Annotated in this window: 14 protein-coding genes and 1 pseudogene; 12 read left to right on the top strand and 3 right to left on the bottom strand. The window is 42.0% G+C overall.

Going from position 1 to position 14,954, the window contains the following annotated elements; translation table 11 throughout:
• Positions 1–19 precede the first annotated feature (19 nt).
• From aroQ to NSMS1_RS06620, 9 genes and pseudogenes are all read left to right on the top strand, one after another.
• On the top strand, positions 20–697 hold the full coding sequence (aroQ, locus tag NSMS1_RS06660; protein WP_224092056.1) for a gamma subclass chorismate mutase AroQ: 678 nt from the start codon (positions 20–22) through the stop codon (positions 695–697).
• Between the two features lie 3 nt (positions 698–700).
• Positions 701–901 (top strand): alpha/beta hydrolase, encoded by a 201-nt coding sequence (locus tag NSMS1_RS06655; protein WP_224092054.1) that lies wholly within the window; start codon positions 701–703, stop codon positions 899–901.
• Between the two features lie 60 nt (positions 902–961).
• Complete coding sequence (locus NSMS1_RS06650; RefSeq protein WP_224092053.1) at positions 962–1,519, top strand: DUF1348 family protein; 558 nt, start codon at positions 962–964, stop codon at positions 1,517–1,519.
• Positions 1,520–1,687: 168 nt separating this feature from the next.
• The gene (locus NSMS1_RS06645; RefSeq protein WP_224092052.1) at positions 1,688–2,065 is read left to right on the top strand and encodes a hypothetical protein; all 378 of its coding nucleotides are present in this window, start codon (positions 1,688–1,690) and stop codon (positions 2,063–2,065) included.
• Positions 2,066–2,224: 159 nt separating this feature from the next.
• Positions 2,225–3,148 (top strand): annotated as a pseudogene (locus NSMS1_RS06640) (FAD-dependent oxidoreductase); the annotation flags it as partial.
• A 126-nt stretch (positions 3,149–3,274) separates the two neighbouring features.
• Complete coding sequence (locus tag NSMS1_RS06635; protein WP_224095143.1) at positions 3,275–3,619, top strand: hypothetical protein; 345 nt, start codon at positions 3,275–3,277, stop codon at positions 3,617–3,619.
• A 74-nt stretch (positions 3,620–3,693) separates the two neighbouring features.
• Complete coding sequence (locus NSMS1_RS06630; protein WP_224092051.1) at positions 3,694–4,641, top strand: L-lactate dehydrogenase; 948 nt, start codon at positions 3,694–3,696, stop codon at positions 4,639–4,641.
• A 242-nt stretch (positions 4,642–4,883) separates the two neighbouring features.
• The gene (locus NSMS1_RS06625; RefSeq protein WP_224092050.1) at positions 4,884–6,326 is read left to right on the top strand and encodes an alpha-L-fucosidase; all 1,443 of its coding nucleotides are present in this window, start codon (positions 4,884–4,886) and stop codon (positions 6,324–6,326) included.
• Between the two features lie 615 nt (positions 6,327–6,941).
• Positions 6,942–8,642, top strand: a complete 1,701-nt coding sequence (locus NSMS1_RS06620) for a hypothetical protein (protein WP_224092049.1) — start codon at positions 6,942–6,944, stop codon at positions 8,640–8,642.
• A gap of 168 nt (positions 8,643–8,810) precedes the next feature.
• Here NSMS1_RS06620 and NSMS1_RS06615 read toward each other — a convergent pair whose 3' ends face one another.
• The 3 genes from NSMS1_RS06615 to NSMS1_RS06605 all read right to left on the bottom strand — a co-directional run bounded on the left by NSMS1_RS06615 (position 8,811) and on the right by NSMS1_RS06605 (position 10,857).
• Positions 8,811–9,791 carry an aldo/keto reductase gene (locus NSMS1_RS06615; RefSeq protein ID WP_224092048.1) on the bottom strand — a complete coding sequence of 327 codons (981 nt, stop codon included), beginning with the start codon at positions 9,789–9,791 and terminating at the stop codon, positions 8,811–8,813.
• 211 nt (positions 9,792–10,002) lie between these two features.
• Positions 10,003–10,464, bottom strand: coding sequence for a cupin domain-containing protein (locus NSMS1_RS06610; RefSeq protein ID WP_224092047.1), 462 nt, complete (start codon positions 10,462–10,464; stop codon positions 10,003–10,005).
• A 30-nt stretch (positions 10,465–10,494) separates the two neighbouring features.
• Positions 10,495–10,857: a hypothetical protein gene (locus tag NSMS1_RS06605; RefSeq protein ID WP_224092045.1), complete on the bottom strand. Its 363-nt coding sequence runs from the start codon at positions 10,855–10,857 to the stop codon at positions 10,495–10,497.
• Positions 10,858–11,335: 478 nt separating this feature from the next.
• Here NSMS1_RS06605 and topA point away from each other — a divergent pair, with 478 nt between their 5' ends.
• The 3 genes from topA (at position 11,336) to NSMS1_RS06590 (ending at position 14,953) form a co-directional block, all read left to right on the top strand.
• Entirely contained in the window at positions 11,336–13,522 is a 2,187-nt protein-coding gene (gene topA, locus NSMS1_RS06600) for a type I DNA topoisomerase (RefSeq protein WP_224092043.1), read from the top strand.
• A 29-nt stretch (positions 13,523–13,551) separates the two neighbouring features.
• The gene (locus tag NSMS1_RS06595; protein WP_224092041.1) at positions 13,552–14,304 is read left to right on the top strand and encodes a phosphatase PAP2 family protein; all 753 of its coding nucleotides are present in this window, start codon (positions 13,552–13,554) and stop codon (positions 14,302–14,304) included.
• A gap of 106 nt (positions 14,305–14,410) precedes the next feature.
• Entirely contained in the window at positions 14,411–14,953 is a 543-nt protein-coding gene (locus NSMS1_RS06590; protein WP_224092039.1) for a TM2 domain-containing protein, read from the top strand.
• Position 14,954 lies beyond the last annotated feature (1 nt).

Here is a 14,954-nt window from a genome sequence, read left to right as displayed (position 1 = left end):
AATTTAAAAGAGTAAACACATGACCACTTCTCGCACAGTTTGTGCAGTCCAATCAATTATCATGATAATTTTGTTAGGGCTTTGTTTCAGTAGTAGAGTAGTCGCTGGCAGCTTCAAATCAGATTTGACTGCCAAGAACTTTGGGTTGTTACAATCAGAAAATCCTCAATGTATCACAAGTACAGAGCAACAATTACGTGTAGATAAATTACTAAAATTGATCCAGCAGCGATTGCTAATGGCACATGATGTAGCCCGGTGGAAATGGAATCATAAACTTCCTATCGAGGATCGAAAGCGTGAACAAGAGTTATTATTAAAGGCTAGGCAACAAGCAACAATCTATAGCCTAGATCCCGATATGGTTGCAGCATTTTTTCAAGCACAAATAGAAGCAGGAAAACTTATCCAAGCAGTTGATTTTCAAACCTGGCAAAAGCAAGGAATTAAATCTTTTCCTCACGTGCCAGACTTAAACCAGATATTGCGACCATCTTTAGATAAATTAAACACAGAATTTCTTTTTGCTTTAACAGAACTGACTCAATTTCTAGATTGCCCGCAGATACAAGAATTAATAAAGTCACGTTCCCAGGTGATTATTCAGGGAGATGGTATTGTCAAGCAAGTGCAGTCTATTGCAATTTCACCCCTACAGGCGACGGTTGAGCAACTCAAAGGCTTGCCTCCGGCGTGAATTGTGGTTTCAAAGAGCGATATAAATGCAGACGAGGGCATAGCCTATGGACGCAAGCTCGATGAAGCTGGGGTCGAGGTAACAACTGTGCAGTACAACGATATAATTCATGACTTCGGACTACTGAATGGTTTAGCAAAGTTGCCAGAAACCCGTTCTCTATTTGTTCAAGCTGCTGCACAATTGAAGAAATATCTGCAATAGGATGCGATCGATTTTTATAGGGAAGGGTTTTATAGGGAAGGGAAAAGACGCTTACATACTATGAACAACTCTGAAAATTCTCGACCACCCCTGCCGCCTTTTGATAATGAATCCGCTATCCAAAAAGTCCGAATTGCGGAAGATGCTTGGAACACACGAAACCCTGAACTAGTATCACTCGCTTACACGTCGGATAGCAATTGGCGTAACCGCTCAGAATTTCTATCTGGTCGTGAAGCGATCGTCGAGTTCTTAACACGTAAATGGCTTAAAGAATTAGACTACCGTCTGATCAAAGAGCTTTGGGCTTTTAAAGACAACCGCATTGCTGTCCGGTTTGCTTACGAATGGCATGATGATTCCGGTAATTGGTTTCGCTCTTACGGTAATGAGAATTGGGAGTTTGACGAACATGGATTTATGCGATGGCGTGTTGCTAGCATCAACGACCTGCCCATTCACCACAGCGATTCTCCAAAGGAGACGCTACGCGAACGCAAATACCACTGGATACTAAGTAAGTCGGTGGGAAAAAACAAAGCTAAGTTAAGAAAGGTAAACAAGGCTATAACCCTCTTCCCTCCTGCCTTCTGCCTCCTGCCTCCTGCCTTGCCATAGCGATAATTTTTAACACTGAGCTACTTAGGTCGTCGTCCTGACGATCATCCCGGATTGTCCGACCTCAATCTTTGAGAATTGGATGGCACTTGCACTTAACGCAGCACTGATAAATTTTGGATATATCACCAATACCGTCTAATTAGTTTTTCAATACTCTTGAACACAATGAAAATACTACTAAAAATATCCGCATTATTACTTGCTCTGCCAATTAGTGTATTAACTAATTGTTCCTTAATAGCTTCTGCTGATTCTACAGCTGGCATCGTCTTGAGTACAAAATGCCAGGGTGGTTACAACATCAATATTTGGCAGAAATATAAGAATGGTGAACTGCTTTATCGCGCGACCAGTCGTAACGGTAATTTAAGTTTGGGTAAAGGAACTAGCCAAGCGACAGAAGGTGTCCGAGTGTATAAGTTTCGGAATAGAAATTATGAATATTGGGTGTGGGATGGCACATTAGATGACCCACAGTCTGGAACTTTAGAGGTGTATAAAAACAACCGTATCCTGATGCGGCAAGCTTGTACGAAAAGTTGAATTTTCTAGCAGGTGTTATACACTTTTTTTAAATCTAGTTAGGGGAAGCATCTTGAGTTACGCTCGCCAAATATATCATCGTTAAAACTTTCTCACAAAGCTAATCTTTTTTGAAGTTTATAACATCTCATAAACATCGTACTTACAAACTCAAAAGATATGGAAGTGGACATTCAACACTATGACGATCTTATTATCGGCGGCGGCAAAGCGGGTAAAACACTTGCACCAGCGCTGGTTGCTGACGGACGTAAAACCGCTCTGGTTGAACGCAGCTTAAATATGATTGGTGGCGGGTGCATTAATATTGCCTGCATTCCTACTAAAACTATGGTGGCGAGTGCGAATGTGGCAAACATAGTGCGAAACAGTGCCGCTTATGGTGTTAAAACTAATATACCTATAGTTGATCTAGCAAAGGTAATCCACCGAAAAAGATCAGTTGTGCAATCTGCGCGTGAAATGAACTTGCACAATTTAGAAACGGCTCTGGATCACAACTTAATTATTGGTGAAGCAAGGTTTGTTGCTCCTAAAACAATCGAAGTAACAACGACTCTTGGGAATAATCGCTTACTTACCGCCGATCGTTTATTTATTAATACTGGTACACGACCATTAATTCCATCCATCCCCGGACTCACAGAAGCTGGATTTTTAACGAGTGAGTCGATTATGGAGCTAGAATACCTGCCTGAACACTTGATCGTTCTCGGTAGTGGCTACATTGGCTTGGAGTTTGCCCAGATGTTTCGGCACTTTGGCTCTGGTGTTACGGTTATTGGGCAAAGTGAGCAAATCCTGTCACAGCAAGATCCAGATATAGCGATCGCCGTGCAAACACTGCTGGAACAAGATGGGATTGAATTTTTGCTGAAGGCGAAGGTGTTGAGGGTTGAGCGCACTGGTAATGAAACCATCCTGCAAATCCAAGTTGGCGATCGTGAAATCACCATCCAAGGGTCGCATTTGCTCGTCGCTGTTGGTCGTACACCCAATACCGATAGCTGAAATTTAGCTGCTGCTGGTGTAGCGACCGATACACGCGGATTTATTCAAGTCAACGATCACTTAGAGACGAACATTCCGGGGATTTGGGCGTTAGGCGACATCAACGGCGGCCCGCAATACACTCATATATCGCTCGATGATTATCGCATTGTCAAAGCTAATTTAATTGATGGGGGCAACCGTAGTACACGGGATCGATTGGTTCCATCTTGTTTGTTCATCGATCCAGAACTGGCTCATGTGGGTTTAACTGAAACTGAAGCACAGCAACAAGGATATGCGATCCGCGTGGCGAAGGTGGATGCGTCAGCCGTTCCCAGAGCGAGAACACTCGGTCAAACTGATGGACTTTTAAAGGCGATCGTGGATGCAGATACAGGTCATATTCTAGGATGTTCTCTGTTGTGTCATGAAGCAGGTGAAGTGATTTCAACTGTGCAGATGGTGATGCAGGCTCAGATGCCTTACACCGTTCTGCGCGATGGTATTTTGACTCATCCCACGATGACCGAAGGATTAAATATATTGTTTTCCAAGTTTTAAGGAGACAGTAATTGCAGACCCAAGGACTTACCAAATAAACGACATTTCACTTTTAAAAAAGTAGATATAGCATCATGAGTAAAACATCTAAAGTCGGTATTATTGGTGCAGGTAATGTAGGTGCAAATGTTGCAAATGCTTTAGTCCTACTTGGTAGATGTGTAAGGGTTGTCCTTTTTGACCGAACCTTATCAAAAGCTGAAGGGCAAGTATGGGACATTGAAGACAGCATTCCCCTACTTAAAGAAATGGAGATTTTACCATCAAATCAGTATGAAGATATAGCTGATTCAGATATCATTGTTGTGACTGTTGGGGTGCAGCCAAAACAAGGACAGACCCGGTTAGATACATTGAGCGACAATGCAGAGATTATGCGTTCGACAATTAAAGAATTGGATCGAGTTGCACCGAGTTCAATCATAATTATCGTTAGCAATCCAGTGGATGTACTCACGCGGATTGCGATCGCTACTTCCACCAGACCAGAAAATCTAATTTTCGGTTCGGGAACCGTTCTTGATACTGCTAGACTGAGATATCAACTTGGAAAGCGACTGAATGTTGCAAAACAAGACATTCATGCTTATGTGATTGGAGAGCATGGAGACAGTCAATTTGTAGTTTGGTCTAGCGCATTTATTGGGGGGATTATGTTAACTGAATTTCCCCTACCACAAGGAGCAACACTAGAACAAATTCAGCAAGAGTACGCACAGTTAACTCGTAAACGAGGGCATAACATTTTTGAACGCAAAGGGAATACAAGCTATGGTATATCAACAGTAGTTTGTCAGTTAGTTGATACCATCCTGCGAGATGAAAAGCAGATATTTCCAGTATCGGCCAGAGCAGATTCTCAGTATGGAGTTGGCAGTGAAGTTGTTTTTGGACTTCCATGTATCATTGGCTCAACAGGTATTGAGCGCCAACTGCTGTTATCAAGAAATGCTCATGAACAACGCTTATTAGAAGAATCAGCTAGCAAACTCAATGAAGCCTATAATTTTTTGCATAATTAAAATCAATTGGGTGTGGCTATGGTTGAAAATACAGTATCCTCAACAATACCTTTGCCATTAAATAGAACAAGGCAATACATGAGTTAAATATCAGTAGAGATTACTCAGGAAATCACTTTAGTTTCACTATTTGAGGGGCTGAAACTTAATATTCAATGCTTGTTGATAAAAATAGTGACTAAAAATAGCTAAATATACTTTCGTTCTAAAATTTGAGAACGTTGTTAATAAGGAATATTTTAATGATTAAGTTTTTAGTACGTACGCTGTTTACTACATTATGGATAACTGTATTTTTGAACTTGTCCACTTCTGTTGTTCTTGCACAAAGAACTTATGAACCAACAACTGAATCCCTATCAAAGCATGAAGTTCCAGACTGGTTTAAGGATGCAAAACTCGGAATTTTCATTCACTGGGGGGTATACTCTGTACCTGGCTATGCACCACTAACTGGAGAACTGAACAAAGTCGTTGCAGAGCGTGGTTGGGAATACTGGTTTGAGAACAACCCTTATTCGGAATGGTATTACAACTCCATGAAAATTGAGGGCAGTCCAACCTATAACTACCATCGTACGACCTATGGTGAAAGCTTTACCTATGATGACTTTATTCCCAGATTTAATGCAGCCATAACAAATTGGAACCCCTCAAAATGGGCAAAATTATTCTCTAAAGTGGGTGCGCGGTACGTTGTATTAACAACGAAGCATCATGATGGCTTTTTGTTGTGGCCTAGTAAAACTATAAACCAGCCAGGGCGAGCAGCAACACGCGATCTTGTAGGCGAACTAACACAAGCTGTTCGCAAAGAAGGTATGCGGATGGGTGTGTATTACTCTGGTGGTCTTGATTGGTCTTTCAAAGATACAACAATCACAGACTTCAATACGTTAGTGGGAGCAATTATTCAGGAAAAAGCTTATGCAGATTATGCGAATGCTCATTGGCGCGAATTGATTGACCGCTATCAGCCATCTATATTATGGAATGATCTTGGCTACCCTATAGGGCAAGCGAATGAAATTATGGCCTACTTTTACAATCACGTACCTGATGGTGTGGTGAATGACCGTTTTGATTTGGGTGGTCAGTTAGGGTTACACTTTGACTTTTCCACACCTGAGTATAGCCAACTCACCCAAATAGAACCAAAAAAATGGGAAAGTACAAGGGGTTTAGGTTACTCATTCGGCTATAACCAAAATGATACTGATTTGAACATGATTTCAGTAGATGAACTAGTTGACTTATTTGTAGATATTGTTAGTAAAAATGGAAATTTATTGCTGAACATTGGGCCAAAGGCTGATGGTTCAATATCCGAAGTACAGCTTGAAAGATTAGAAGGCTTGGGTAAATGGCTAGATGTGAATGGTAAAGCAATCTTTGGCTCACGCTATTGGATACGAGCAGAAGATTTAACTCCAGAACATATTCGAGTGCGCTACACCACTAATAAAGGAAAGTTATATGTGATATTGCTTGATGAGCCAACGTTTGGGAAAGTTACTATTCCAGGAATAATTTTGCCGAAAAAAGCAAATATTACAATGCTAGGCGTTGGAGGTAAACTGGAGTGGCAGCAGTACAGTCAGAACTTATCCATAACACTACCGCACAAGTCTTTAGTCAAAAAATCACCAGCTTACACATTAGAGATTAGCTGTATACCTCTATAATCTGATTCAGAAGTTAGAACCATCTTTGATCAAAAAAGAAACAAGGCTTATAGGTTCTTTTTTACTAAAAGATGTTTCCTGAAGCTAAACTTTTCAATTGAATATCATACTTATCAGTATTGCGATCGCATCTACTGATTTATTTTCTGCCGTGTAGACGTTGGTATCGTGTAATCAACACCCGAAAGAATTATATCTGCATTAGTGATACCAACGCGACAATGAGCTATTAATGAATGCCACTGTGCTTACTGCTTGTCTAAACGGCGTAAGCATCAGAGTTATTAATGTTTTCAGTTCTTTTTCTGATTATACTTGCCCTGTAGTCACAAAATAGCAATAAAACAGCAATCTTCATCTGTGAGTAAAGTAGAACATGTCAATTTAGCGACAAATCTTAACACACAAATGAATGATTGAATGCTAAATTTTTTAGGTCTTATCTATCGATAGGTAGTAGACAAAAATTTTTAAGTATCATTACGTCCTCTTTCACAGGCAGGAAAGGGTTCCCAGTCGTAGTAATTCTTACGGTTGAGAGCCTTACATTGTCTTGCCTGTCCTTTTTGCATATTTCCACTCCCTTACGTCCTCCTCCTTTCTTCTTTTGAACTAATGATCAAGACTATACGTTCCCTTCTTTTCTACACAGCTTTAGCCATTTTCACTCTTGTAGTTGTAGTCACAACCCAGTTGGTAACTATACATAAGACCCCGGCGATCGCTAAAACTGCAATTACCCAAGCTACTGAGAGTTTGTATGTTTACGTGTCTCCAACGGGAAGTGACACCGGAGGCGATGGTTCATTAGTTAACCCGTGGAGGACATTGGCGTATGCAGCAAAAAGAGTTCAACCAAATCAAAATTACACAATTTACCTGAACGCAGGTGTCTATACAGAAACGGAAGCGACAATACTTCCGCCGGGAGTGAATATTAAGGGAGCAGGTGAATCAAGCGTAACTATCACAAGTAATGGTGCAATTCCAGCTTCGGGAGTCGATACAAATAGTAGTGATTGGAGCCTTTTGTATTATGGCAGCACTATTCAACTCGTCTCGCCTAGCTACTCCGGCTCTAGTCCTCGGTATGGTTCTCCTTCACAGATGCTTGAAGCGACAAACGGCAATCAGACTTTAAGCGGCTTTACCCTAGACGGGAATAGTAAAATCATCAAAGCTGGTGTTTGGGTGGAAAATCGTCACAATGTAACTGTGCATCATGTCACCTTCAAAAATTTTCAGCATAGCGGTGCAGTTTTTACTCGTGGCAATATGTGGTGGTACGTGCCGCTTCCTGAAGGAATGTGGATGAAGAACACAACGATATATAATTGCACCTTTGTTAACTCCGCCGCAGATGGAATATCGGGAGGATCTACCGGGAACCTTAGACTTGGAGGACTTGATGGTGCAAACATCTACAACATAACTATCCGCGAGAATCAAGGATATGGTATCAAGTTCATGCACGTAGGACATATGCGTAACGTGAAAATCCACGATAGCAATATCCAGGTTCCAGAAATTGATTCTCAGTGGGGAGAGGATGCTGCGATTGAACTTTGGAATTTGAGCTATGGAAACCAAATCTTCAACGTTACGGCTAATACGTGGTTCTCAATGGTCAATCATGCACAAATGAACGATTACCAGCCGACAGTTACACATCCCAACAATCTCAATATCCGCAATGTCCGAATTATAGACCGTGATGGTATGAGTGGTAAGGAATCAATTGAAGTTGCTTTGAGTGGAGTGGAGATATCCAACTCCTACTTTCAGGATAAAGGCTTCGGTATCGCCGTTTGGGGTGGGAAAGCTTGGGGGGGAAGTATCGAAAATCACGACATCAACCTCCATAACAATATCTTCGCCAATATTGCCCGTAAAGTTCAATTTGGCTTCGGGAATAGTGCTGCTGTCTTCATTCCCGATCCTGCTTCAAACATCAAGATTCACAACAACGTATTTGATAACTTGGGGAATAGCTTACAACTCAACTCTGCCGACGGGATATCAATCAAGAATAATGTGTTCTTGAACTCCCAAGGAACTGATTTACAAGGAGGCAAAAACATTGCCTTTACTAATAATCTTCGTAGAAATGTAAACTCGGCAAAGCCAAGTTGGCAGACTGGATTCGCGGTTGATGCAACAAACATCCAAGGGAATCCAGGATTTACAAGTACGGGCGACCGTTGGAACTCCTACTACAAGCCAGTTTCGTCACTCAGTCTTGTGGTGAATAGAGGCACTAATGTAGGGCTTCCTTACTCCGGCTCGGCTCCTGATATTGGTCGATGGGAGTGGTGAGAAGAAGGTAGCGATCCAATACGGTTCGGATAAGCATTTTGAACTAATAATTGGTTTAGGGAAAAGGTTAAAGGGTAAGGGTTAAAGGTTTTTTCTTCCCTTTTCCCCTTCGCCTTTCCCCTTTAACCGAACCGTATTAGGTAGCGATCGCCCCAAGATAGATAAAACTTAACGGTTAACGGTACTCATATCTGGATAGCGATCGCCTGCGGTAATACCTTTGGGTGCGGCTGCTTCAATGCGATTGAGGTCATCTGGAGTTAACACAATCTCAGCTGCGGCAATATTATCTTCTAGATATGTGCGTCGCTTTGTACCAGGAATCGGTACAATGTCCTCTCCTTGGGCTAGTAGCCAAGCCAAAGCTAACTGGCTAGGTGTCACACCCTTTTCTTCTGCAATTTCTTTGACCTTTTCGACTAATTGCAGATTCTTATAGAAATTCTCACCCTGAAAACGTGGGTTATTTCGGCGGTAATCATCTGCGGCTAAGTCTTCAGGACGGGTAATGGCTCCCGATAAAAATCCTCTACCAAGGGGACTGTAAGGGACAAACCCTATGCCTAATTCTCTAACAGTGGGTAGAATCTCCTCTTCTGGGTCACGAGTCCATAGGGAATACTCAGTTTGTAATGCAGTAATTGGGTGGACAGCCTGCGCTCTACGAATTGTCGCTGGAGCAGCTTCTGACAGACCTAGATAACGCACCTTACCTTGCTCTACCAACTCCTTCATCGCACCCACTGTATCCTCAATTGGCACATTGCGGTCAACACGATGCTGATAGTACAAATCGATAACATCTACACCCAAACGTTGCAGAGAAGCATCGCAAGCTTGACGAACATATTCTGGTGTACCATTTACGCCTTTCCAACCGCCGTCTTCGGTACGCACATTGCCAAACTTAGTTGCTAATATCACCTGATCTCGGCGATCGCTAATAGCTCTACCTACTAATTTTTCATTAGTAAAAGGCCCATACATATCAGCCGTATCCAGAAAATTTAACCCCAGTTCCAAGGCGCGATGGATAGTGGCGATCGCTTCCGCTTCATCTCGACCACTGTAAAATTCAGACATACCCATGCAGCCAAGTCCCAGTTCTGAAACTTCCAGCCCTTGTTTACCCAGCTTTCTAGTTTTCATATAAAAATTTCCTAGCCAAGAATAATAGACAGAAATGAAACACTTCTGCATTATCTCTTGCTTGAGGAATAAGTCATCTATTAATAGTAGTAATTAGGTATAAATAAATTTGACTTGTATGGGCTGTCATTAGTCCATAGTCAACAGTTAATTATTTTAGATATTGGCTGTAAACTAAAAAAATCTAAAATCGGCAATCTAAAATCTAAAATTAATCAACAGGCTCTTGGTCAAATTGTCGCATTAACTCTAACAAAGCCTCACGGTCTGGAGTGTGTCCATCTTTGAGCAGTTCGGCTAATCCTGCAAAATACTTTTCCCGTTCTCCGCCTGGACAAAACATAATTAATAATTTGGCAGTAGTTGTTCCTGTGTTAGCAAAAGTATGAGGTGTACCACGAGGAACCAATACAAAAGCCCCTGGTTGACCATGAACTTTTTGATTTCCTACCTGAATTTCTACTTCCCCCTCAACAACATAAAATAGTTCCTCCATTTGCCGATGAATATGCAGCACAGGAGACGTTCCACCTGGTGGTATGATGTTTTCAAATAAACCCAAGTGACCGTGTGTATCAGCCCCAACAGCTTTGAATATAATTTCACTATTACCAGTTCGCAAGTGATTACCTTGCCCTGGTGCGAGGATAATTTCTTTAGTAGGTAATGTCATCCTCAATTCCTCCTCAAAGTCTGCAATTTATCAATTGTCCATTGTTGGCAATTGCTGAGACTTTTTACCTAAAGAAGCACTAGCAAGAAAACTAGAGAATGAAACGAGCATCCAACCTAAACATATTTGCTTTCTTGTTTGCCAATCTTGTCTGTTATTGGCTGTAGGAATTGGTTGACTATTTACCTCATATCTCCAACAGGCGATCGCACCCATACCAAACAAAATGCTACTAACGATAGAGGAGATTGTGATAGTTGTAAACAAACGTGAAGCAAAATCCTGCTGCATTTTTAAACGTCTAACAGCACGGCGATTCCTAAGAATGCTTAACTCGTCTGTGTTATGACTTATTTGAGCTAATGGGTAGGTAATTTGTTGATTATTTTTCATTTCCCGTCACCTGTATCCCCTTCTACGTTACACATGACTTCTACGTCAGTAGTCACATCGTAAACTTTTGTCAGAGGTTAAGCTACTTTCTACAGAAAGAATCAAGAAATCTTTTTTATTAGTTTATGGTTATTTGTTATTAGTCATTAGTCATTAGTCAACAGTCCATAGTCCATAGTTTAAGGTTATTTTCACCTCTCTTACTCTTCTTCAGAGACTATTTATAAAGTAAATCTTAAGTAGGGTGTGTTAAGGCGTTAGCCTAACGCACCGTATTATTTAGCGGTGCGTTAGGCGCTTGTGTTATTCATTTCGTGAAACATCATTTCCAAATGTGCGCCTAACGCACCCTACAGTAATTTTATTTTTACTTTATAAATAACCTCTCATTCAAGTGAAACATTTCGTATAGTACACAAATACTAAAAAGTAGTATAATTTACGTGACTCCAAGTGTTGAAAAAAGTTTGGTGCGTTTATGCCGAAACGCCTTCTAGTGGTTGAATCACCAGGGAAAGTTAAAAAGCTTAGTCAAATTTTGGGTTCAGAATGGATTGTGCGTGCTTCTTGTGGACACATTCGAGAACTCAGTGATGAGGGTGAGGATGCTTTGGGATTCAGCATGGAAGATGGTAGGGTCAAATGCAACTACATAGCGCGTGACCAACGTTCTAAAGAAACTATCCAGCAATTAAAGACTACAGCCAAGCAGGTGAGTGAAGTTGTGTTGGCTACTGACCCAGATAGGGAAGGAGAAACTATTGCTTGGCATCTCAAGGAAGTGTTGGGGTTGAGGGAACCGAAAAGGGTTGTCTATACAGAGATTACAGCCTCGGCGGTACGCAGTGCGATCGCTAATCCCCGGAAGCTAGACCTCAATTTAGTGGGTGCGGGGTTGTGTCGAGATTGTTTAGATAAGTTGGTAGGTTATAAGGGTAGCCCTTTAGTATGGGCGTTGAATAATGGGGCGAAGAGTGTAGGCAGGGTGCAAAGTGCGACACTGCACCTGATTTGTCAACGAGAACGAGAAATCCAAACCTTTGTACCTCAAGATTACTGGAGTGTTTGGGTTGATTACGCTGAGGGTTTCCGCGCTTTTTATAAGGGTGCAGTCAACAGTCGTCCAGACTCGTCAGAACAGGAAGTAGAAGTTCATGATGATGCAGGGGGAAATAACACCACTGCCCCAGAGTCTACCAGGGTGCTGTCGGAAGCGGAAGCTAATCGTTTAGTAGAAGCAGCACGTACTCATCCCCACCAAGTTGTGCAGTACGAGGGGAAAATTGTCAACCGTCAACCACCGCCACCGTTTATTACTTCTACTTTGCAACAAGCGGCTGGTTCTAAGTTGAAGTTTGCACCAGAAAAGACAATGCAACTGGCCCAAAAGTTGTATGAGGCTGGGTTGATTACATATATGCGGACGGACTCAGTAATGTTGAGTCCAGAGTTTTGTGAAAGTGCGCGTCAGTGGTTGGAACAGAATGATCCGCAGAATGTACCCACGCAAGTTGCGAGACATCGCAGCAGTAAAACAGCGCAGCAAGGACATGAAGCCATTCGTCCCACGGATGTATTTAAACCTTCGGCTGAGTTGCGTATAGAACTACCAAACGATGAGTTTAACTTGTATGTGATGATTTGGAAACGGGCGATCGCTTCTCAATGTCGTCCAGCCCAACTGCGGAAAACTTTGGTAATTACTCAGTCTGGGCAAATTCTTTGGCAAGCACGAGGACAAGTAGTTGAATTTCTCGGTTATACCCGTTACTGGCCTAACCTCAGCAAAGATTCCCTACTACCCACCTTACAACAAGGGCAAATGCTGACCTTAGAAAATTCTGGTCATGAGAAGAAACAAACCCAACCCCCACCACGCTACAGCGAACCCAAATTAGTCCAACTCATGGAACGTAAAGGTATTGGTCGTCCTAGTACCTATTCTCCAACGATTGCCACCCTCAAGAAACGGGGTTATGTAGAATTAACAAAAGACAACCTACACCCCACAAATTTAGGGTTAGAGGTTGATACTTTCTTACAAAAAGCTTTACCAGATTTACTAGAGGCAGAATTTACTGCCAAAATGGAAAATGCTCTAGATGCGATCGCCGATGGAAAACAACCTTGGCAGCAATACTTAACTACTTGGAATCAGAGTTATTTTGCGCCAGCTTTAGCAAAAGCGAAAACTTTAGTTGTTAATTGCGCTAACCCCGCGAAAAGTTTTCCTGAACGTAAATACGACACTAGCAGAACTCGCTGTCCTGACTGCAACAACTTCCTCAGCAAGATTCCAAGCAGTAAGCTCAAGAAAAAATATTTCCTCAAATGCACCAGTGGTTGTGAAAATACTGTCCTCTTTTGGAGTGAATTTAGTAAAACTTGGCAACCACCCCGAACGAAAGATGACAAAATTGCCGAGAATGGGGAAGATAAAATTATACCCTCCTCGGCGAAGTCACCCGCCAAATTAAGCGCCTACTCTTGCCCAGTATGTAAAAAACCTTTGGAAGAGTACACTTACACAAAAGATGGACAGACCAAAACTATGCTGCGTTGTTCTGCTTCCCAATCTCGCACTGATAAAAAGCATAAAGATGTGGCTTATTTCAGTACGGCTAAGGGTTGGTGGAGTCCCAAGTTTGGGGAATTGAAGGGTTGATGATTTAAGTGCTAAATATCTAAAGTAAGATGACCAATTTGAAAGAAACTAGTCAACAACGCCAGTCGCCTATTTCCTTCATCCAAAATGTCTTAATTGCCCGTTGGCGATCGCTTTTACTCCTATTTATTGGGGTATATTTACCATTGCAGATATTTGAGTTACTAGCGGTGAAGTTGTGGCAGTACGAAGCTGGCTTCCCTTGGGATGTACCTGTCCTTTTGGCAGTTCACTCTACAGCACAACCCGCACTAGATGTTGTGGCGGTGGTTTTAACTAAATTTGGCTCATTTTGGACTGTAGCACCTATGATTGGTGTGATCGCTTTTGTATTATGGCAGAGAAAACGCTGGCGATCGCTTGCTTATTTACTCACCACAGCTTTAGGCAGCGCTATCATCAACCGTAGCGCTAAGATGTTGATGCACCGAGTCCGTCCTCAATTGTGGCCTTCCAGTGCGCCGGAATTTGATTTTGCCTTTCCTAGCGGTCATGCTATGACGAGTATGACACTCATAACTGTGTTGTTAATCCTCACTTGGGCTACCTCTTGGCGCTGGTTGGTTTTGAGTGTTGGTAGCTTATATGTTTTAGTAATTGGCTGGACTCGCCTTTACTTAGGTGTACATTTCCCTAGTGATATTCTCGCAGGGTGGATGGTGGCGATCGCTTGGGCAATTGGTGTGAGTATAATTATCAAACCAAACTTAACTAAACCCACCGTAGTAGGCGACCAAACGAAAGAAGAAACAACTCTCTTACCCGAAGAAACGCAGGTGTGAACCGTGAGTAAGTTTAATAATATTTTGTTACCAAACTTTTCTTTATATGGAGAGAAAATAAAAACATTGATATAAATATTACAAGGTTACTAACAGGTATTTCAAGATGGCTTCTAAAGGAACAGCCTATTTACTGTGGCTTTTTTGTCTACTTGGTTTTGCTGGCGTACATCGTTTCTATTGTGGCAAGCCATTGTCAGGGTTGATCTGGTTGTTCACCTTTGGACTATTTGGGCTGGGACAGTTAGTTGATTTGGCGTTAATTCCGGCAATGGTCGATGAAAAGAATTTGAAATATCTGGCATTGCGCGGAGGTAATCAAACTCAAACAAATACTCAGACAATAGTTGTCAACCTGGGTGGGCAAGTTAGCGGCTCTGTACCTGGACAAGTAACAGTTAGCGATGCTAGTTTATTACAACCTCAGCCAGTCTTTCCCCCACTTAACTCAACTCCACAAAATGATGTAGTAACCATTTTAAAACTTGCTCAAGGCAAAGGTGGTAGCATTTCTGTTGCTGATGCGATAATTGAAACAGGCAAGCCTGTACCGGAAGTCCGTTCTCTGCTTGAAAGCCTTTGTGCTGAGGGGGTAATGGAAGTTTGCAACCACGAAACTACAGGAGCGGTTGTTTACCGATTACTCTAGC

Source organism: Nostoc sp. MS1, from assembly GCF_019976755.1.
Classification (GTDB): domain Bacteria; phylum Cyanobacteriota; class Cyanobacteriia; order Cyanobacteriales; family Nostocaceae; genus Trichormus.
This window is presented reverse-complemented; position numbering and strand designations above follow the sequence as displayed.